This window comes from Stenotrophomonas sp. OVS01A (assembly GCF_019969775.1).
In the GTDB taxonomy this organism is placed as follows: Bacteria; Pseudomonadota; Gammaproteobacteria; order Xanthomonadales; family Xanthomonadaceae; genus Stenotrophomonas; species Stenotrophomonas indicatrix.
This window is the reverse complement of record NZ_JAHXYV010000002.1, coordinates 378,450-394,057: the sequence shown is the minus strand read 5'-3', so window position 1 is coordinate 394,057 and position 15,608 is coordinate 378,450. Positions and strand designations below refer to the sequence as shown.

Below are 15,608 nucleotides of genomic sequence, written 5' to 3'. Positions count from 1 at the left end.
CGCGCTTCACTTGCCACCCGCCTGCGCCGGAGCGCCCAACGGGAACTGCGACAGTGCGCCACGCACGGTATCGCCGATGCCGCGCGTGGTATTGCCGACCGCCCCCAGCGGGCCGCTCATCGCACCGCTGAGGCTGCTGCCGCTCATCATCCCCTCGCCCGAGCGTCCAAGGGTTCCGCCCAAGGCCTGCTGCGTCACCCGCTCGACAGTGGTGACGCCGTGCGCGTGCACGCTGCCGGTCTGGCCAGCGCCGAGGCCGGCGTAGTCGTCATCGCTGAGTTCATCCATGCCGCTGGGAGCGCCGCTGCTGCCGAGTGCGGCGGCGATCTCATGCTGCGGTTTCGGATCGGCGATCAACGCCACGCCGGGCGGCGCCATGCGGTAGGCCGGGCGCGTAGACACGTCGCGCAGCAGGACGATCTCACCCGGCTGCGCCTTCACCCCTTGACGGGCACCCGAGGCCGCAGCCACCAGCGGAACGGCCAGCATCAGCAGCAGCGCAAGCCGCCGGCCAGAAACAGTGAAAAGGGTGGTGCTGCCGTCCATGCCGCTCTCCCGTTGCATATGCGCAGGGAGAGAGCAGCTTTCATGCCAACACCGGAAGTCCGTCGCAGCGGGGGTTTGACGGGTAACACCGCAGCGGCATGACGCCACAGTGTTACAACTTCGTTCGGATTCCGTTCGCCTTAACGCGCAGGAAACACCACTGCGCAAGGCGCCATCGGGGCTGTATCAGTAGTGTTACAGGTACTGATACAGCCCGTTGCAGTGCCGCTTCAGGCGCGCGGCGGACTCGGGTCGGGATCATCGATGCCGACGTTGGTGGACGGGTTGTCGTACACCGTCTGGTCGAGCAGGCCGGTTTCCTTGGCCACCAGCACCGGCACCAGCATCTGTCCGGTCACGTTGGTCATCGTGCGCATCATGTCCAGGATGCGGTCGATCGCATACAGGTAACCGATGGTTTCCAGCGGCAGGTTGGCCGCACTCAGCACCACCGTTGCCATGATCACCGCCGTACCCGGCACGCCGGCGGTACCGAAGCTGCCCAGCACCGAAGCGATCAGCACCACCACGTACTGCTCCGGCGTCAGCGGCACACCGCTGTACTGGGCGATGAACACCGCGCACAACGCTGGATAGATCGCACCGCAGCCGTCCATCTTGATGCTCGCGCCCAGCGGCACCGCGAACGAACCGTAGTCCTTGTTCACGCCCAGGTTGTGGGTGATCGAACGCAGCGCAACCGGCATCGCCGCGAAGCTGGAGGAACTGACGAAGGCCACCTGCATGCCCGGCGCCGCGCCACGGAAGAACTTCAGCGGGTTCAGGCCATGCGCCAGCAGCAGCGCGCTGTACACCACCACGATGTGCAGCGCGCAGGCCACGTACAGCGCCAGCACGAAGTGGCCCAGCGGCAGCAGCTTCTCGAAGCCGTAGCTGCCGACCAGGCCGGCAATCAGGCCGAAGGTGCCGATCGGGGTGACTTCCAGCACGAAGCGGGTCACCTGGATCATGATGTCGCTCATCTGCCCGACCAGCTTGCGCGCCTCGGTCACCTTCTCGCCAAGCTTGACGATGGCAAAGCCGACCAGGCCAGCGAAGAAGATCACCGGCAGGATCGAACCACGGCCCGCCGCCAGCACGGTCTCACCGGCGGCGTTGACCTTGGTGCCGATACCCGACAGCGCGTAGAACACGTTGGACGGCACCACATCCAGCAGCACCTGCACCACGCTGGGTACTTCGCGCGGCACATAGTTGCTGGCCATCGACAGCTGCAGGCCACCGGCGCCGGGCTGCAGCACCGTACCCACGCCCAGGCCCACGCATACCGCCAGCGCGGCAGTGATCACGAACCACAGGAAGGTGCGCCCGCTGAGCGCGGCGACCGATTTCTGGCCGTGCAGTGAAGAGATCGCGTTGATGACCGCGAAGAACACCAGCGGCACCGCGATCATCTTGATCAGCGTGACATACAGCTCGCCGAGCGGGCCGAACCAGGTTTCAGCAGCCGGGCCAAGCGCCCAGCCGGCCAGCGCACCGAGCACGAAGCCACCGACCACGCGCTGCCAGAATGGAATCCGCAGCCAGGCAGAGACCAGCTTCATAGGCAATCCAAGGGGGTAGGAAGGGATGCTGGCACGATAGCCCAAGGCGGCCCGCAGAACGACCGCCCGCGTGGCAAATCAGTGTGTCATCGGCGTGCCTTGCGAGGCCGGGCATAATGAACGTCCCGTTACACTTTGTGAGATCCCAGCGTCCATGCGCCGTTCCGTCTCCCTGTTGGCCGCCTGCGCCACAACCCTGCTGCTCGGCGCCTGCGCCAGCACCGCTCCCGCGTCCGCCCCGACCGGCCTGAAGGTCACCGTTGCCCCCGTCGCCCACCCGGCCGGTGAAACCCCGCAGTGGTGGTACCGCAGCGGCGCTGCGCAGGCAGCGGCGAACGGCGCGATGGCTGGCAAGGCCAAAAACGTCATCCTGTTCCTGGGTGACGGCATGAGCCTGACCACCGTAGCCGCCTCGCGCATCTACGAAGGCCAGCAGAAGGGCAGCTCGGGCGAAGAGAACCTGCTGTCGTGGGAACGCTTCCCCGCCACCGCGTTCAGCAAGACCTATAACACCGACTCGCAGACCCCGGATTCGGCCGGCACCATGACCGCCATCACCACCGGCGTGAAGACCCACATGGGTGCGATCGGCGTCAGTGCCGGCAGCCGCACCGACTGCGCCGACAGCCTGTCCAAGGGCCTGCTGACCTGGCTGCAGCTGGCCGACAGCGCCGGCCTGGCCACTGGCGTTGTCTCCACCGCGCGCCTGACCCACGCCACGCCGGCCGCGACCTATGCGCACTCGCCTGAGCGCAACTGGGAAAACGACACCGACCTGACCGAGGCGGCCAAGGCCGCCGGCTGCAAGGACATCGCCCAGCAGCTGCTGTCGACCTCGCGTTACGGCCGCGGCCCGCTGGTCGCCCTGGGCGGTGGTCGCGGTGAGTTCACCACCGTGGAAGAGCGTGACCCCGAGTACGACGACAAAGTCGGCCAGCGCCTGGACGGCCGCAGCCTGGTGCAGGAATGGCAGCAGGCGCACCCGCAGGGCGCCTACGTCTGGAACAGCAAGCAGCTGCAGGCCGCCGCCAACGCTCCGGCGATCCTCGGCCTGTTCGAGCCCGACCACATGCGCTACGAATACGAACGCCCGCAGGACCCGGCCGGTGAGCCGAGCCTGGCCGAGCTGACCGCTGCGGCGATCAAGAACCTGTCGCGCCATCAGGAAGGCTACGTGCTGATGATCGAAGGCGCGCGCATCGACCACGCCAACCACAGCGGCAACGCCTACCGTGCGCTGACCGAAACCGTGGCCCTGTCCGATGCCGTGCGCGTGGCCAACGAGCTGACCTCGGCCGATGACACCCTGATCATCGTCACTGCCGATCATTCGCACACCCTGAACTTCGTCGGCTACCCGGCCCGCGGCAATCCGATCCTGGGCAAGGTGAAGGACAAGGGTGGCGAAGATGGTGCCGGCAAGCTCGACTACGCGCTGGATGGCAACGGCCAGCCGTACACCACCCTGAGCTACGCCAACGGCCCCGGCCATACCGGCACCAGCAACCAGCAACCGGCCGGTCCGAAGCGTTACCCGCACAACCCCAGCAGCTTCGAGCCGGCCAACGGCCGCCCGAACCTGCACGACGTCGATACCGAGCATCCCGACTACATGCAGGAAGCGCTGGTACCGATGAAGTCCGAATCGCATGGTGGCGAGGACGTCGGCATCTGGGCACGCGGCCCGGGCAGCAAGGCGATCCGCGGCACCCTAGAACAGAACGCGATCTACCACATGATCGTGCAGGCCACCCCGGCCCTGCGCGATCGCCTGTGCCAGGCCGGCACCTGCGACGACAAGGGCGTACCGGTGGAACTGCCGGCACCAGCCACCTTCGAACGCAAGGCCGAGGCCAAGTGATGGCGCGGCCGGCACGCTCTGCGCTGGGCAGCCTCCGCCGTGCGCGCTGGCTGGCCCTGCTGGGCGTGCTGGCCAGCCCCTGGGCGTCGGCGCAGGGCCCGGCCTGCAAGGTCATGACCGAAGAGCACGGGTTGTGGATGCTGCCCGGCTGCGAGGTCGTCGATGACAAGCCGCAGATCAGCGCGGAGACCCTGCAGGATCTCCCCTACGACGGCGATGGCCTGGCGCTGGTACAGACCGCCGATGGCTTCCACTACGTCGACCGTCGCGGCCGCAGCCAGGCGGTGATCGCCTGGGACAACGGCGCAGACCCCCTGCAGGAAGGCCTGTTCCGCGGCCGCATCGGCGATCGCGTGGGTTATTTCAACGCTGCCTTCGAGCAGGTGATTGCGGCCACGTTCGATTTTGCCTGGCCGTTCCAGGATGGCGTGGCCGAGGTCTGCAACGGCTGCCGCCGCGGCACGCCCGATGGCGACGGGCATACGCCGATGGAAGGCGGCGAGTGGTTCCGCATCGATCGTTCCGGTCGTCGAGTGAAGTAAGGGTTTTTCAGCAGGGCTGCGCCCTGCACCTGCCGAAGCAACAGCAACAGCGGCATTCCGTAGGATGGCGGGGCGGTGTCGGATTGCGGGGACGCCGTGAACCCATCCATGGGGGCTTGGCAGCCGCATCCATGCGGCTGACACCCCGCAATCCGACACCGCCCCACCTCTGACAGTTGGCCGGTGGCCAGTAGATCCACGCCATGCGTGGATGCTCTTCGATCAACTGTCGAGATATTCAATTTCGATTGAAATTCATCCACGCATGGCGTGGATCTACGTGTCGACCAAGGTCGACACCCACCAAGGGCAGGCCATGCCATTCCAACAGATCGCGGAGATCTGTCGAAGGCGGGGTGGGTCCGGTTGCGGGGGCGTAAGCGCCATGGATGGCGCGACCGAGCTTACATGGACGTACTTGCAGCGTCCCCCGCAACCGGACCCACCCCGCCATCCCACGGAATGCCGGCTTTTGCTTCGGCTGTTGCTGTTGCTGTTGCTGTTGCTGCTCAGGTTGCCGGCCAGCGGCCGGCACTACCGCTTCGGCAGGTGCAGGGCGCAGCCCTGCCGACTCACCCACCCACCCTATACTTGCCGCCGTGACCGCCTTCCCCGCCCTCGTTCCGCTTGATGCACCGCTGCTGGTCGGCTACAGCGGCGGCCTGGATTCCGCCGTGCTGCTGCACTGGCTGTGGCGATCGGCACAGGCCGCAGGCACGCCGCTGCGTGCGACGCACGTACACCATGGCCTGCAACCGGTTGCCGATGACTGGGTGCGGCACTGCCAGCAGCAATGCGCGGTGCTGGGCATCGAACTGGCCGTGCACCACGTGCAGGTCAGCCGTGATGACGGCCATGGCATCGAAGGGGCCGCCCGGCTGGCACGTCGCGCTGCATTCAGCGCCGAGCTGCAGGCCGGGGAAACCCTGGCGCTGGCCCAGCACCAGGACGACCAGGCCGAGACCTTCCTGCTGCGTGCGTTGCGCGGTTCGGGCATCGATGGGCTGGCGGCGATGACCGCTGACAGCCGCCTCGATGGCCATCGGCTGTGGCGGCCACTGCTCGATGTGCCGCGCAGCGCACTGCAGGCTTACGCGGCGACACACGGCCTGCAGTGGATCGAAGACCCCAGCAACGGCGAAGACCACGCCGACCGCAATTTCCTGCGCCTGCGGGTACTGCCACTGCTGCGCCAGCGCTGGCCGCATGCCACTGCCGCATTGGCCGGCAGCGCCGCGCATTGCGCGCAGACCCGTGCATTGCTCGATGGAGAAGACGCCGAACTGCTCGCCCACCTGGAAGTGGCACCCCGGGTGCTGTCGCTGGAGCTGCTGCGCCAGGTTGCACCGGAGCGTGCTGCGCGCGTGCTGCGTGCGTGGGTGCGCCGCCATGGCGCAGCCCCGTTGCCGGCGCATGTGCTGCGGCAAGTACAGAACGAATTGATGGCCGCAGGCGCCGATCGGCAGTCGCAGGTGCGTTGGCAGCAGCACGCCATCCGCCAGTGGCGCCAGCACGCCTACCTGCTGCCGGCAGCGCTGCCGGTCCTGCCGAAGGACTGGCACGCGGCTTGGGACGGCCGTGCACCGCTGCAGCTGCCCGACGGCGGCCAGCTGCGCCTGCTCGGCACGGACCGCTTCGAACACCCGCTGGACCTGCGTGCCCGCCAGGGCGGCGAGCGCATCGTGCTGCCCGGCCGTACGCATTCATCCGCGTTGAAGGATTGCCTGCAGCGCGAGCATCTGGCGCCCTGGCGACGCGCACAGCTGCCCCTGCTGTTCGACCAGGGGCAGCTGCTGGCGGCCGCCGATGTAGTCACTGCCGCACCGCTGCAGGCCTGGCTGCAGGCACGCAATGCGCAGTTGCAGTGGCATCCGGGCGGCTGGTGAATTGACCCTTGCGCGCGCGCCGTCCACACTTGTCGCATGGCCAAGAAGTCCCCCGAAAACGCCTCCCCGGTCGCCCAGTTCGAGCAGTCGCTCGAATCGCTGGAACAGCTGGTGGAGCAGATGGAAACCGGCGAGCTGAGCCTGGAAGCCTCGCTCAGTGCTTACGAACGTGGTGTTGGTCTGTACCGCCAGTGCCAGCAGGCGCTGGAGCAGGCCGAACTGCGCGTGCGCCTGCTCAGCGATCCGGCCCAGCCCGAAACCGCCGAACCCTTCGATCCGCCCAGCCATGACGGCTGAGGCGTTGTTCGCGCGCTGGCGCGACCGTATCGAAAGCCAGCTCGACGCCGCCCTGCCCTCACCGGCCGAAGCCCCGCAACGCCTGCACCAGGCGATGCGCCATTCCGTGCTCGGTGGCGGCAAGCGCATGCGCCCCTTGCTGGTCTATGCCGCCGGCCAGGTGTTCGGCGCGCCCCTGGACAGGCTTGATGCCGCGGCGATGGCGGTGGAACTGATCCACGCCTACTCGCTGGTGCACGACGACCTGCCGGCGATGGACGACGATGCCCTGCGCCGTGGCAAGCCCACCACCCACATCGCCTTCGACGAAGCCACCGCGATCCTCGCCGGCGACGCCCTGCAGACCCGTGCGTTCGGCCTGCTGGCCGATGCACCGCTGCCGGCGGCATTGCGCGTGGCGTGCCTGCAGACCCTGGCCCATGCCTCCGGCGCGGCCGGCATGTGCGGCGGCCAGGCGCTGGACATCGATGCCACCGGCCAGCAGCAGTCGCTGGCAGCCCTCACCCGCATGCATGCGCTGAAGACCGGTGCGCTGATCCGCGCTGCGGTGCGCATGGGCGCGTTGTGCGGTGATGCACCCGAACCCGTGCTGGCCCAGCTCGATGGTTTCGCCGATGCGCTCGGCCTGGCCTTCCAGGTCCGCGATGACATCCTCGATGTCGAAGCCAGTTCCGAACAGCTGGGCAAGACCGCCGGCAAGGACCAGGCCCAGGACAAGAGCACCTTCCCTGCCCTGCTCGGCATGGACGGTGCCAAGGCGCAGCTGCGCGAACTTTCCGCGCGCATGCAGCAGGCACTGGCGGGCTATCACGAAGAAGCCGATGCGCTGCGCGCGCTGGCCACGCTGGCCGTGGAACGCGATCACTGATTGCAGGCATGGATCTGCCGCGCTGCGCGTTCGCCGGGCATGGCCCGGCGCTACCCTACGCGCCATACACGGAAACGCCCGGCATTGCCGGGCGTTTCTTTTTACGTCGTTGATCGTTGCCGCTTACTTGATCAGGCGCAGTGCGAACGGGTAACGGTAGGCTTCGCCATTGTTCGCCTTCACCGCAGCGATGATGCTGAAGACCAGGCTGAGCAGGCCGACGATCGGCGCCAGGAACACACCGATGACCACGAAGGTCAGGATGATGCAGACGAACATCGCGATGGCGACGGTGATCTGGAAGTTCAGCGCTTCCTTGGCCTGGTCGGTGACGAAGGCCTTGCTGGCGTCATCCTTGTTGATCAGCCAGATGACCAGGGCACCAATGAAACCGGTGAAGATGCCCAGCAGGTGCGCCACCAGGGCCATGGTGCGCTGGTCAGCGGGTACGCTGCTCGCCGCCGGGACGTTCTCGAATTCGCTCACGACAAAACTCCTTTTTTATTGGGTGGTCTTGACCGACCGGCGGCAAGCCGGTCGCGTCAGGCGGGCCTAGCTTACGCCATCAATGGCATCAATCATTGCCGGCGATCGTCATCCGTCCCACCAGGATCGAGCCGGTGCGGATATGCGAGCGCGGATCGACATCGCTGCCGACCGCCTCGATGGCCATGAACATGTCCCGCAGATTGCCGGCGATGGTGATGCCATCCACCGGATACTGGATCTGGCCGTTCTCCACGCGGAAGCCGCCGGCGCCGCGCGAGTAGTCGCCGGTCACCCCGTTCACCCCCTGCCCCATCAGCTCGGTCACCAGCAGGCCGTTGCCCATCTGCGCGGCGATGTCCTGCAGCGAACCGGCATTGGCTGCCAGCTGCAGGTTGTGCACGCCGCCGGCATTGGCGGTGGTCTGCAGGCCCAGCTTGCGCGCCGAATAGCTGCCCAGCACGTAACGCTGCAGCACGCCGTCACGCACCAGGGCCGAGGCACGGGTGGCCACGCCGTCGCCGTCGAAGGCGGCCGAGCGCAGGCCACGGCGCAGGTGCGGCAGCTCCTCGATCTGCATCCAGTCGGGGAACAGCTGCTGGTCGACGCTGTCCAGCAGGAAGCTCGCCTGGCGGTACAGTGCGCCGCCGGAGACCGCCGACAGCAGATGGCCCACCAGGCTGCGCGCTACTTCCGGCGCGTACAGCACCGGCATGCTGCCGGTCGGCAGCGAACGCGGCTGCAGGCGAGCGATCGTGCGCTCTGCGGCGCGGCGACCGACGCTTGCCGGATCTTCCAGATCCTCGCGGGCCAGGGCGCCGGTGTACCAGCCGTCGCGCTGCATGCCATCGCCGGTGCCGGCGATCAGCGCACAGCCGATCGAATGATGGGTTCCGCGCTCGCGGCCGATGAACCCATGCGAATTGGCGTAGACCGACACGCTCTGCATGCTCGATACCGAGGCGCCATCGGAATTGCGGATCTGCGCATCGGCTTGGCGGCCCGCCGCCTCGCAGGCCAGTGCCAGGTCCACCGCCTCGTCGGCCTGCAGCTCCCAGGGGTGCCAGCCATCCAGTTCGGGGAAGTCGCGGGCCATCAGGTCGGCCTCGGCCAGGCCGGCGGCCGGATCGTCCTCGGTATGGCGGGCGATCGCGCAGGCCTGCTCGACGGTGGCCAGCAGGCTGGCCTCATGCAGGTCGGCGGTGCTGGCACTGCCCTTGCGCTGGCCGAAGTAGACGGTCACGGCAATGCCGCGGTCACGGGTGGACTGCACGGTCTCGACCTCGCCGAGACGGACATTGACCTCCAACCCACGGTCTTCGCTGCAGCTGACCTCGGCCTGGCTGGCACCCAGCGCGCGGGCACGCTGCAGCAGCTGCTGGGAGATGTCGGCCAGCCGTTCCAGCCGGGCCGGGCTGTCGTCGCCGACGGCGACTTCAGGGGCGATCACGTTCAATGCTTTATCCTGTGCGGGTTGGGCCCGGCATCACGCCGGGCGACTTTTTTTGAAATCAGGTATGGACGATGCGCGGACGCGACGAAGAAACCGGTGAATTCCACGACAAGAGCCGCAGCCAGAACCGGCGCGATGCGCTCGACGTCCTGGCCCTGGGCGAGAAGCTGGTGTCGCTGACCCCGGCCCAGCTGGCGCGCCTGCCGATCCCGGAGGACCTGCTGCCACACATTGCCGAGTGCAAGCGCATCACCGCCCATATCGCGCACAAGCGGCAGCTGGCGTTCCTGGCCAAGCACATGCGCCGCGAGGACGATGCCGCGCTGGACGCGATCCGCGATGCGCTGGATGCCAACAGCGAAACCGGGCGCCGCGAAGTGGCGATGATGCACCGTGTCGAAGACTGGCGCGAACGCCTCATGAATGAAGGCGACAAGGCGCTGGCCGCGCTGCTGGATGACCATCCGCAGGCCGACCGCCAGCAGCTGCGCACGCTGGTGCGCAACGCCCAGGCCGAAAAGGCCAAGAACAAGCCGCCGCGCGCCTACCGCGAGATCTTCCAGGTGCTGCGCGCGCTGATGCTGCCGGCCGCGCTCGGCCTGAAGGCGTCCGCTGAGGACGTCGAGGCAGACGAACCGGTCGACGACGCCGACGAGGACTGAGTCCCCGTCGGGCATGGCGGTGGCTGTGGCCATCGCCGTGCTCAGGCCTGGGTACCGCCGACGGTGATGCCCTCGATCAGCAGCGACGGCTGGCCGACACCGACCGGCACACTCTGCCCGTCCTTGCCACAGATGCCCACGCCCTCGTCCAGGGCCAGGTCGTTGCCGACCATGCGCACCTTCTGCATGGTTTCCGGGCCATTGCCGATCAGGGTCGCGCCCTTCACTGGAGCGGTGATCCGGCCGTCCTCGATGAGGTAGGCCTCGGTGGCCGAGAACACGTACTTGCCGCTGGTGATGTCGACCTGGCCGCCGCCGAAATTGACCGCGTACAGGCCCTTCTTCACCGAACGGATCATTTCCTGCGGGTCATGCTGGCCGGCGCGCATGTAGGTGTTGGTCATGCGCGGCATGGTCATGTGCGCGAACGATTCGCGACGGCCGTTGCCGGTCGGCGCCACGCCCATCAGCCGCGCGTTGAGGCTGTCCTGCATGTAGCCGACCAGGATGCCGTCCTCGATCAGCGTGGTGCACTGGGTCGGGTGGCCTTCGTCGTCGATGTTGAGTGAACCACGGCGTCCGTCCAGGGTGCCGTCGTCGACGATGGTCACGCCCGGGGCAGCCACGCGCTCGCCGATCCTGCCGGCGTAGACACTGGTGCCCTTGCGGTTGAAGTCACCTTCCAGGCCATGGCCGACCGCCTCGTGCAGCAGTACGCCCGGCCAGCCCGGGCCCAGCACCACCGGCATCACCCCGGCCGGCGCCGGCACCGCTTCCAGGTTCACCAGGGCCTGCCGCAGCGCCTCGCGCGCAAAGGCTTCCGGGCGGCCATCGGCAAACAGCGCTTCATAGCCATAGCGACCGCCGCCGCCGGCATAACCCGACTCACGGCGGCCGTTCTGCTCGACGATCACCTGCACGTTCAACCGCACCAGCGGGCGCACGTCGGCGCCCAGCACACCATCGGTGCGGGCAACCAGCACGGTATCGACGCCACCGGACAGGCTGACCATCACCTGCTTCACGCGCGGGTCGGCCGCGCGCAGGTAGCCGTCCAGGCGCTTGAGCACCTCGACCTTGGCTTCGTTGCCGATGCCGTCGATCGGGTCCAGCGCTGGATACAGCACGCGCGCATCGCCGCGCAGCAGCGAGCGTCCGGTCTGTGCGCCGCCTTCGCGCGAGATCGCACGTGCCGACTGCGCTGCGGTCAGCAATGCACCGGCATGGATGTCATCGGAATAGGCAAAGCCGGTCTTCTCGCCGGCAATCGCGCGCACGCCCACGCCCTGCTCGATGGAATGGGCGCCGTCCTTGACGATGCCATCTTCCACGCTCCAGCTTTCGCGCCGGGCATGCTGGAAGTACAGGTCGCCGAAGTCGACACCGGGGCCGAGCAGTTGGCCGAAGGTGCGCTCCAGGCCAGCGGTATCCAGGCCACCGGGGCGCAACAGGCGATCTTGGGCAAGCGTCAGGGCGTTGTCAGTCATGGTCTCGATCTGGGGGTGTGAAGGCGGTCAGGCAAGGCCGCCCTGGGGAAACGGGGGCCGCGCTCAGCGCGGTGGCGGTGGTTCGGTGACGGTCGGCGGCACGGCCGGCAACGGCGGCAGGCGCGGCGGCGGTGCGGGTACTGGCGCACGTTCGCGGCTGCGCTCGATCACCTCCACCTTGGGCTCCTTCCAGGGGCCGGTCACCTTGTAGGTGCGGGCACCGATCTCGCCCAATGGCTTGGACAATACCGCATTGGTGGCTGCACCCAGCGCTGCGCCCACCGGGCCGCCGGCCACCGCGCCGACCACGGTCAGCAGGTTGCCGGCGCGCGGGTTGACGTCGATGGTCTGGTCGAACTGCTGTTTCCGCAGGTCGGCCTGGCCACGGATGGTGATGTTCGCTGCCGGCCCTTCGATCAACACCTTGTCGGTACGGGCCATGCCCTCGCCGAACTGCACGCTGCCCTCGACCTGGTTGAACGCGAAGCCCTTGGAGAAGAAGTCGCGGAAGTCGAACATCAGCCGCCGCGGCAGCTGGGCGACGCTGAGCAGGCCCAGCACGCGGCCAGCACCCGGCTCCAGCTCCAGCAGCTGGCCATTGCGGGCATTCACATCGAGCTGGCCCTGCAGGTTGCCAAGCTGGAAGTCCGACGGACCGCCGGGCCATGAGGCCTGCAGCTGGGCGTGGCCGGAGCCGCCGCGCAGCTGGCCGCCGTAGTCGAGGTTCTGCAGCAACCCGCCCAGGTCTTCACTGCGCACCTGCGCATCAAGCGCGGTTCGCGAACCGCCACCCTTGCCAAGCCAACGGCCACGGATGTCGATCTCCTGGCTGGGGGCGCGGAACTGCAGTTGTTCCACGCTCAGGCCATTGGCGATCGGCCGCGTACGCAGCACGGCCTGGCCCAGCACGACCTTGCCGAACTTCAGGTCGGCGATGTCCAGTGCGAACGGCGGCAGCTTGGCCGGGTCCATGTCGTCGGCACCGGCCTGCACCCGCGCCGGTGCCGCCGTGGCTCCGGGAAGGGTCGGCAGCGATTGCCAGTACACGCGCTCGAGCTGGCCGCTGATGGTGCTGCCATCGGCGTTGGGCACATTCAACTTGCCGGCCAGCGAGGGGCCATCAAGGCGCACGTCCAGCGCCTGCGGGCCTGGGCGCAGCTGCAGGCGGGTCTGCTCGAACACGCCGCCGATCAGCATCAGCTGGCCGACCTGCACGTCCACGGCGCGCAGCGGCATCGGGTCGCCATCGCCACCGGCGCCACGGGCCAGGCCGATCCATTCCAGCGCATCCAGGGTCGGGCTGCGGCCATTGATGGTCAGCCCGCTGGGCGGTGGTTCGCGGTCAACGTGGTCGCTGCCCAGGGTGACCTGAACGCCGGTCTGGTTGTTGTGGCTGCGCGCGGCCAGCGCCAGACGCTGGCCGAACGCCACGTCGATGCGGCCGGCGCCCATCGGCAGCTGTGCGGCCACGGTGGTCGGCAGCGGTTCGTTGGCCGGCTTCTGCAGCGGTGCCGGCAGGTCCAGGCGGGTGCCCAGCAGATCCGAGCGCAGGCGCAGCTCGCTGGGCGGCGCTGGTGCACCCGGCGCGACCTTCGGCAGGTTCACCGCGATGGTCCACGGCGAGGTACCGTTGATGTAGGGCTTCAGCCAGGCCATTTCCGGTGCGCGGTCGATCAGCACGCCCGCATCGAGCGTGGCGGCCAGTTCCGATTCGAAGGCCAGCTTGGGGTCACGCACGAATCCACCGGCGCGCAGGCTCAGCCGGCCGTCCTGGCCGAGGTGGCGCACTGCCAGTTCCTCGGCGGCGAAGCCGGCGTTGCTGTAGCGGGCCTGCCCGCGCATGTTGTCGAATTCCAGCTGGAAGCGCTTGTCGACCAGCTTCAGCCCGGCCAGGTCCACCGTGCCCTGCAGGTGGCCGCCGCCCTGGTCATGATGCAGGGGCTGCAACAGGTCGAAATGCACGTTGGCCGGCCCGCTTGCCGCGAGGTTGTCCAGGGTGTCGCCGTATTCCTTGTGCAGCGGGCTCTGCCGCAGCATCGCCAGCAACTTGCCGGCGTCGCCCTGGCTGTCGGCGCGCACGTACAGTGGCTGCTGGCCGAAATCCTGGATGCCGGCTTCGAACGTCTGTACTGCCACGCCGGCCAGATCGCCGCTCCCCTGCATGTGGAAGCCAGGGCCGATGAAGGCGACATCGGCATCGACCTGGCCCATCAACGGCCAATCGTGCTGGAAGCGGATGTCACCGTTACTGATGTGGCCGGTGGCCTCGAAGCGGCCATCGTTGTTGTCGAACGGCCAGTCGTCCAGGTCACCACTGACCAGGCCGATGCCGTTGCGCACCTGGCCGCCGGCCAAGGCCATGTCCAGCCAGTCGGTGGCGCCCTTGCTCATCCTGGAATGGATCCAGAAACGCTTGGCCGCGGTCATCGGTACGTCGTCCAGCTTGGCCGCCAGCTGCATCCACGGCCGGGTGCCATCGCCCTGGAACCAGAGACCACCGCGCACGTCGGCAGCGTAGTCGGTGCCTTCCACACGCATCGCCGGGGTGCCGATGCGCCAGCCACCGGCCTCGTCACGCCAACCGACGATCTGCCCGGCCAGGTGCAGGTCGTGACGCACGCCGAAACCGGTCGGCCAATCGAACTGCAGCTGGCGCTGGGGCTGCAGCTGCAGGCTGAAGCCGTTGGCATCGCCCTCGAAGCGGCCGCCCAGGCCGCGCAGGCCCGGCGAGTTGCCAACACTGGCAAAGCCCAGCGACTGCAGTTCGCCCTGCACCCACAACGGGCCATCCTGCTGGCCGCGCAACTGCAGCTGCGCCACGTCCAGCTGCGGCTTGGCCAGGTACAGCCAATGCCGCAGGCCCGCGTCCAAGCGGTCGCTGAGCGCCAGCGCGCGCAACGCGGTACCCGCCTGCGCTGCTGCGGCCTGCACCTGCATCTGCTTGCCCACCCGCAGTTGCAGCCCGTCCAGCTGCTGCTGGCTGCCATCGGCCTGCAGGCGCAGGCGCGGCACCTGCAGCGCCCAGCCTTCTGCCGTCCGCTGCCAACGCAGGCGCGCCTGCAGCCGTTGCAATTGAATTTCCGGGCGCGCCACGCCAGGCATCGGCGCGCCTTCGACACGCAGATCACGCAGGTCCGAATCGGTGGTCAGCGCCACCGGGGCGAAATCACGCAGGGTCAGCCACAGGTTGAGCTCGCCCTTGCCCTCGCGCAGGCGCATGCCGCCGGCCGCCAGCAACGGCGCCCAGGCACGGAAATCGATCGGATCGGCGCCTACCCAGGCCTCGCCGTTGCCGCGCTGGCGATCCAGGTCCAGCACCGCCGTCAGCGGCAAGGCGTCGGTCTGTGCCCAGGCACGCACGCCCACCCGCAGGCGGTCGCCATCCACGCGCAGGCGCAGGTCGATACGTGGCAGGGTGGCGTCGACACCCAGTGCTGGCGCATGCACGCCGAGGCGGCCACCAATCACCTGCAGTTCGCCCAGCCGGCGCAACGCATCCAGCGGATCGCCGCCAGCGCGGGACTGCGGCAGGCCGCGCACCGACCAGCGGCCATCGGCGGCCTGCTGCAGGTCCAGCGCCAGGCCGCGCAGGCGCAGTTCGGTCAGCGAGCGGCCCGGCAGCAGGCCGCTGTACATCGACACCAGCACCTCGGCATCGCCGATGGCCAGGCCCTGGCCCGCGCCGATGCGCAGGCCCTTCAACTGCAGCAGTGGACCACGTCGGGTCCAGGCGGTGTCCAGGCGTTCGAAGCGCACCGGTTGCCCGGCGCGCGTGCTCAGCCAGGCCGCGATCCGGTCCGGATGGCGCTCAGCCAGCGGCAACAGCTGGCTGAGGGTGCCGACCAGCAGGGCAAGCCCGACCAGGCCAACCGCGCATGCGGCGATGAAATGACGGCGGATCCTTCGCAGTCGCAGGCGCGGCGGCGCGCTCATCGGCCACCGAAGGCAGACAGTC

Annotated in this window: 12 protein-coding genes; 6 read left to right on the top strand and 6 right to left on the bottom strand. The window is 68.3% G+C overall.

Annotated features, from left to right (window positions below):
- Positions 1–6: 6 nt before the first annotated feature.
- Positions 7–546, bottom strand: coding sequence for a hypothetical protein (locus LC407_RS10615; RefSeq protein WP_223482801.1), 540 nt, complete (start codon positions 544–546; stop codon positions 7–9).
- A 230-nt stretch (positions 547–776) separates the two neighbouring features.
- Positions 777–2,111, bottom strand: coding sequence for a dicarboxylate/amino acid:cation symporter (locus LC407_RS10610; RefSeq protein ID WP_025876066.1), 1,335 nt, complete (start codon positions 2,109–2,111; stop codon positions 777–779).
- A 154-nt stretch (positions 2,112–2,265) separates the two neighbouring features.
- On the opposite strand from LC407_RS10610, the gene LC407_RS10605 reads away from it, so the two are divergent.
- The 5 genes from LC407_RS10605 to LC407_RS10585 all read left to right on the top strand — a co-directional run bounded on the left by LC407_RS10605 (position 2,266) and on the right by LC407_RS10585 (position 7,565).
- On the top strand, positions 2,266–3,972 hold the full coding sequence (locus LC407_RS10605; protein ID WP_223482800.1) for an alkaline phosphatase: 1,707 nt from the start codon (positions 2,266–2,268) through the stop codon (positions 3,970–3,972).
- The gene (locus LC407_RS10600; protein ID WP_033831688.1) at positions 3,969–4,514 is read left to right on the top strand and encodes a WG repeat-containing protein; all 546 of its coding nucleotides are present in this window, start codon (positions 3,969–3,971) and stop codon (positions 4,512–4,514) included. Before LC407_RS10605 ends, LC407_RS10600 begins: the two co-directional genes overlap by 4 nt.
- Before the next feature lie 599 nt (positions 4,515–5,113).
- Positions 5,114–6,400, top strand: a complete 1,287-nt coding sequence (gene tilS / locus LC407_RS10595) for a tRNA lysidine(34) synthetase TilS (RefSeq protein WP_223482799.1) — start codon at positions 5,114–5,116, stop codon at positions 6,398–6,400.
- A 36-nt stretch (positions 6,401–6,436) separates the two neighbouring features.
- Positions 6,437–6,697 carry an exodeoxyribonuclease VII small subunit gene (locus tag LC407_RS10590; RefSeq protein ID WP_006381978.1) on the top strand — a complete coding sequence of 87 codons (261 nt, stop codon included), beginning with the start codon at positions 6,437–6,439 and terminating at the stop codon, positions 6,695–6,697.
- Positions 6,687–7,565: a farnesyl diphosphate synthase gene (locus LC407_RS10585; RefSeq protein WP_025879281.1), complete on the top strand. Its 879-nt coding sequence runs from the start codon at positions 6,687–6,689 to the stop codon at positions 7,563–7,565. Before LC407_RS10590 ends, LC407_RS10585 begins: the two co-directional genes overlap by 11 nt.
- 123 nt (positions 7,566–7,688) lie before the next feature.
- Here LC407_RS10585 and LC407_RS10580 read toward each other — a convergent pair whose 3' ends face one another.
- The gene (locus LC407_RS10580) at positions 7,689–8,051 is read right to left on the bottom strand and encodes a DUF4870 domain-containing protein (protein WP_025879282.1); all 363 of its coding nucleotides are present in this window, start codon (positions 8,049–8,051) and stop codon (positions 7,689–7,691) included.
- A gap of 88 nt (positions 8,052–8,139) precedes the next feature.
- On the bottom strand, positions 8,140–9,507 hold the full coding sequence (gene pmbA, locus LC407_RS10575) for a metalloprotease PmbA (protein ID WP_025879283.1): 1,368 nt from the start codon (positions 9,505–9,507) through the stop codon (positions 8,140–8,142).
- Between the two features lie 68 nt (positions 9,508–9,575).
- Here pmbA and yjgA point away from each other — a divergent pair, with 68 nt between their 5' ends.
- On the top strand, positions 9,576–10,166 hold the full coding sequence (gene yjgA / locus LC407_RS10570) for a ribosome biogenesis factor YjgA (protein WP_025879284.1): 591 nt from the start codon (positions 9,576–9,578) through the stop codon (positions 10,164–10,166).
- Positions 10,167–10,207: 41 nt separating this feature from the next.
- On the opposite strand, the gene tldD is transcribed toward yjgA, so the two are convergent.
- Both tldD and LC407_RS10560 read right to left on the bottom strand, forming a co-directional pair.
- Complete coding sequence (tldD, locus tag LC407_RS10565) at positions 10,208–11,653, bottom strand: metalloprotease TldD (RefSeq protein WP_025879285.1); 1,446 nt, start codon at positions 11,651–11,653, stop codon at positions 10,208–10,210.
- 63 nt (positions 11,654–11,716) lie between these two features.
- Positions 11,717–15,586 carry a YhdP family protein gene (locus LC407_RS10560; protein WP_223482798.1) on the bottom strand — a complete coding sequence of 1,290 codons (3,870 nt, stop codon included), beginning with the start codon at positions 15,584–15,586 and terminating at the stop codon, positions 11,717–11,719.
- Between the last annotated feature and the right edge of the window lie 22 nt (positions 15,587–15,608).

Coding starts and splice junctions, on each gene's coding strand:
- LC407_RS10605 (WP_223482800.1), top strand. CDS start 2,266: ATGCGCCGTTCCGTCTCCCTGTTGGCCGCCTGCGCCACAACCCTGCTG.
- LC407_RS10585 (WP_025879281.1), top strand. CDS start 6,687: ATGACGGCTGAGGCGTTGTTCGCGCGCTGGCGCGACCGTATCGAAAGC.
- LC407_RS10610 (WP_025876066.1), bottom strand. CDS start 2,111: ATGAAGCTGGTCTCTGCCTGGCTGCGGATTCCATTCTGGCAGCGCGTG.
- LC407_RS10560 (WP_223482798.1), bottom strand. CDS start 15,586: ATGAGCGCGCCGCCGCGCCTGCGACTGCGAAGGATCCGCCGTCATTTC.
- tldD (WP_025879285.1), bottom strand. CDS start 11,653: ATGACTGACAACGCCCTGACGCTTGCCCAAGATCGCCTGTTGCGCCCC.
- yjgA (WP_025879284.1), top strand. CDS start 9,576: ATGCGCGGACGCGACGAAGAAACCGGTGAATTCCACGACAAGAGCCGC.
- LC407_RS10615 (WP_223482801.1), bottom strand. CDS start 546: ATGGACGGCAGCACCACCCTTTTCACTGTTTCTGGCCGGCGGCTTGCG.
- LC407_RS10590 (WP_006381978.1), top strand. CDS start 6,437: ATGGCCAAGAAGTCCCCCGAAAACGCCTCCCCGGTCGCCCAGTTCGAG.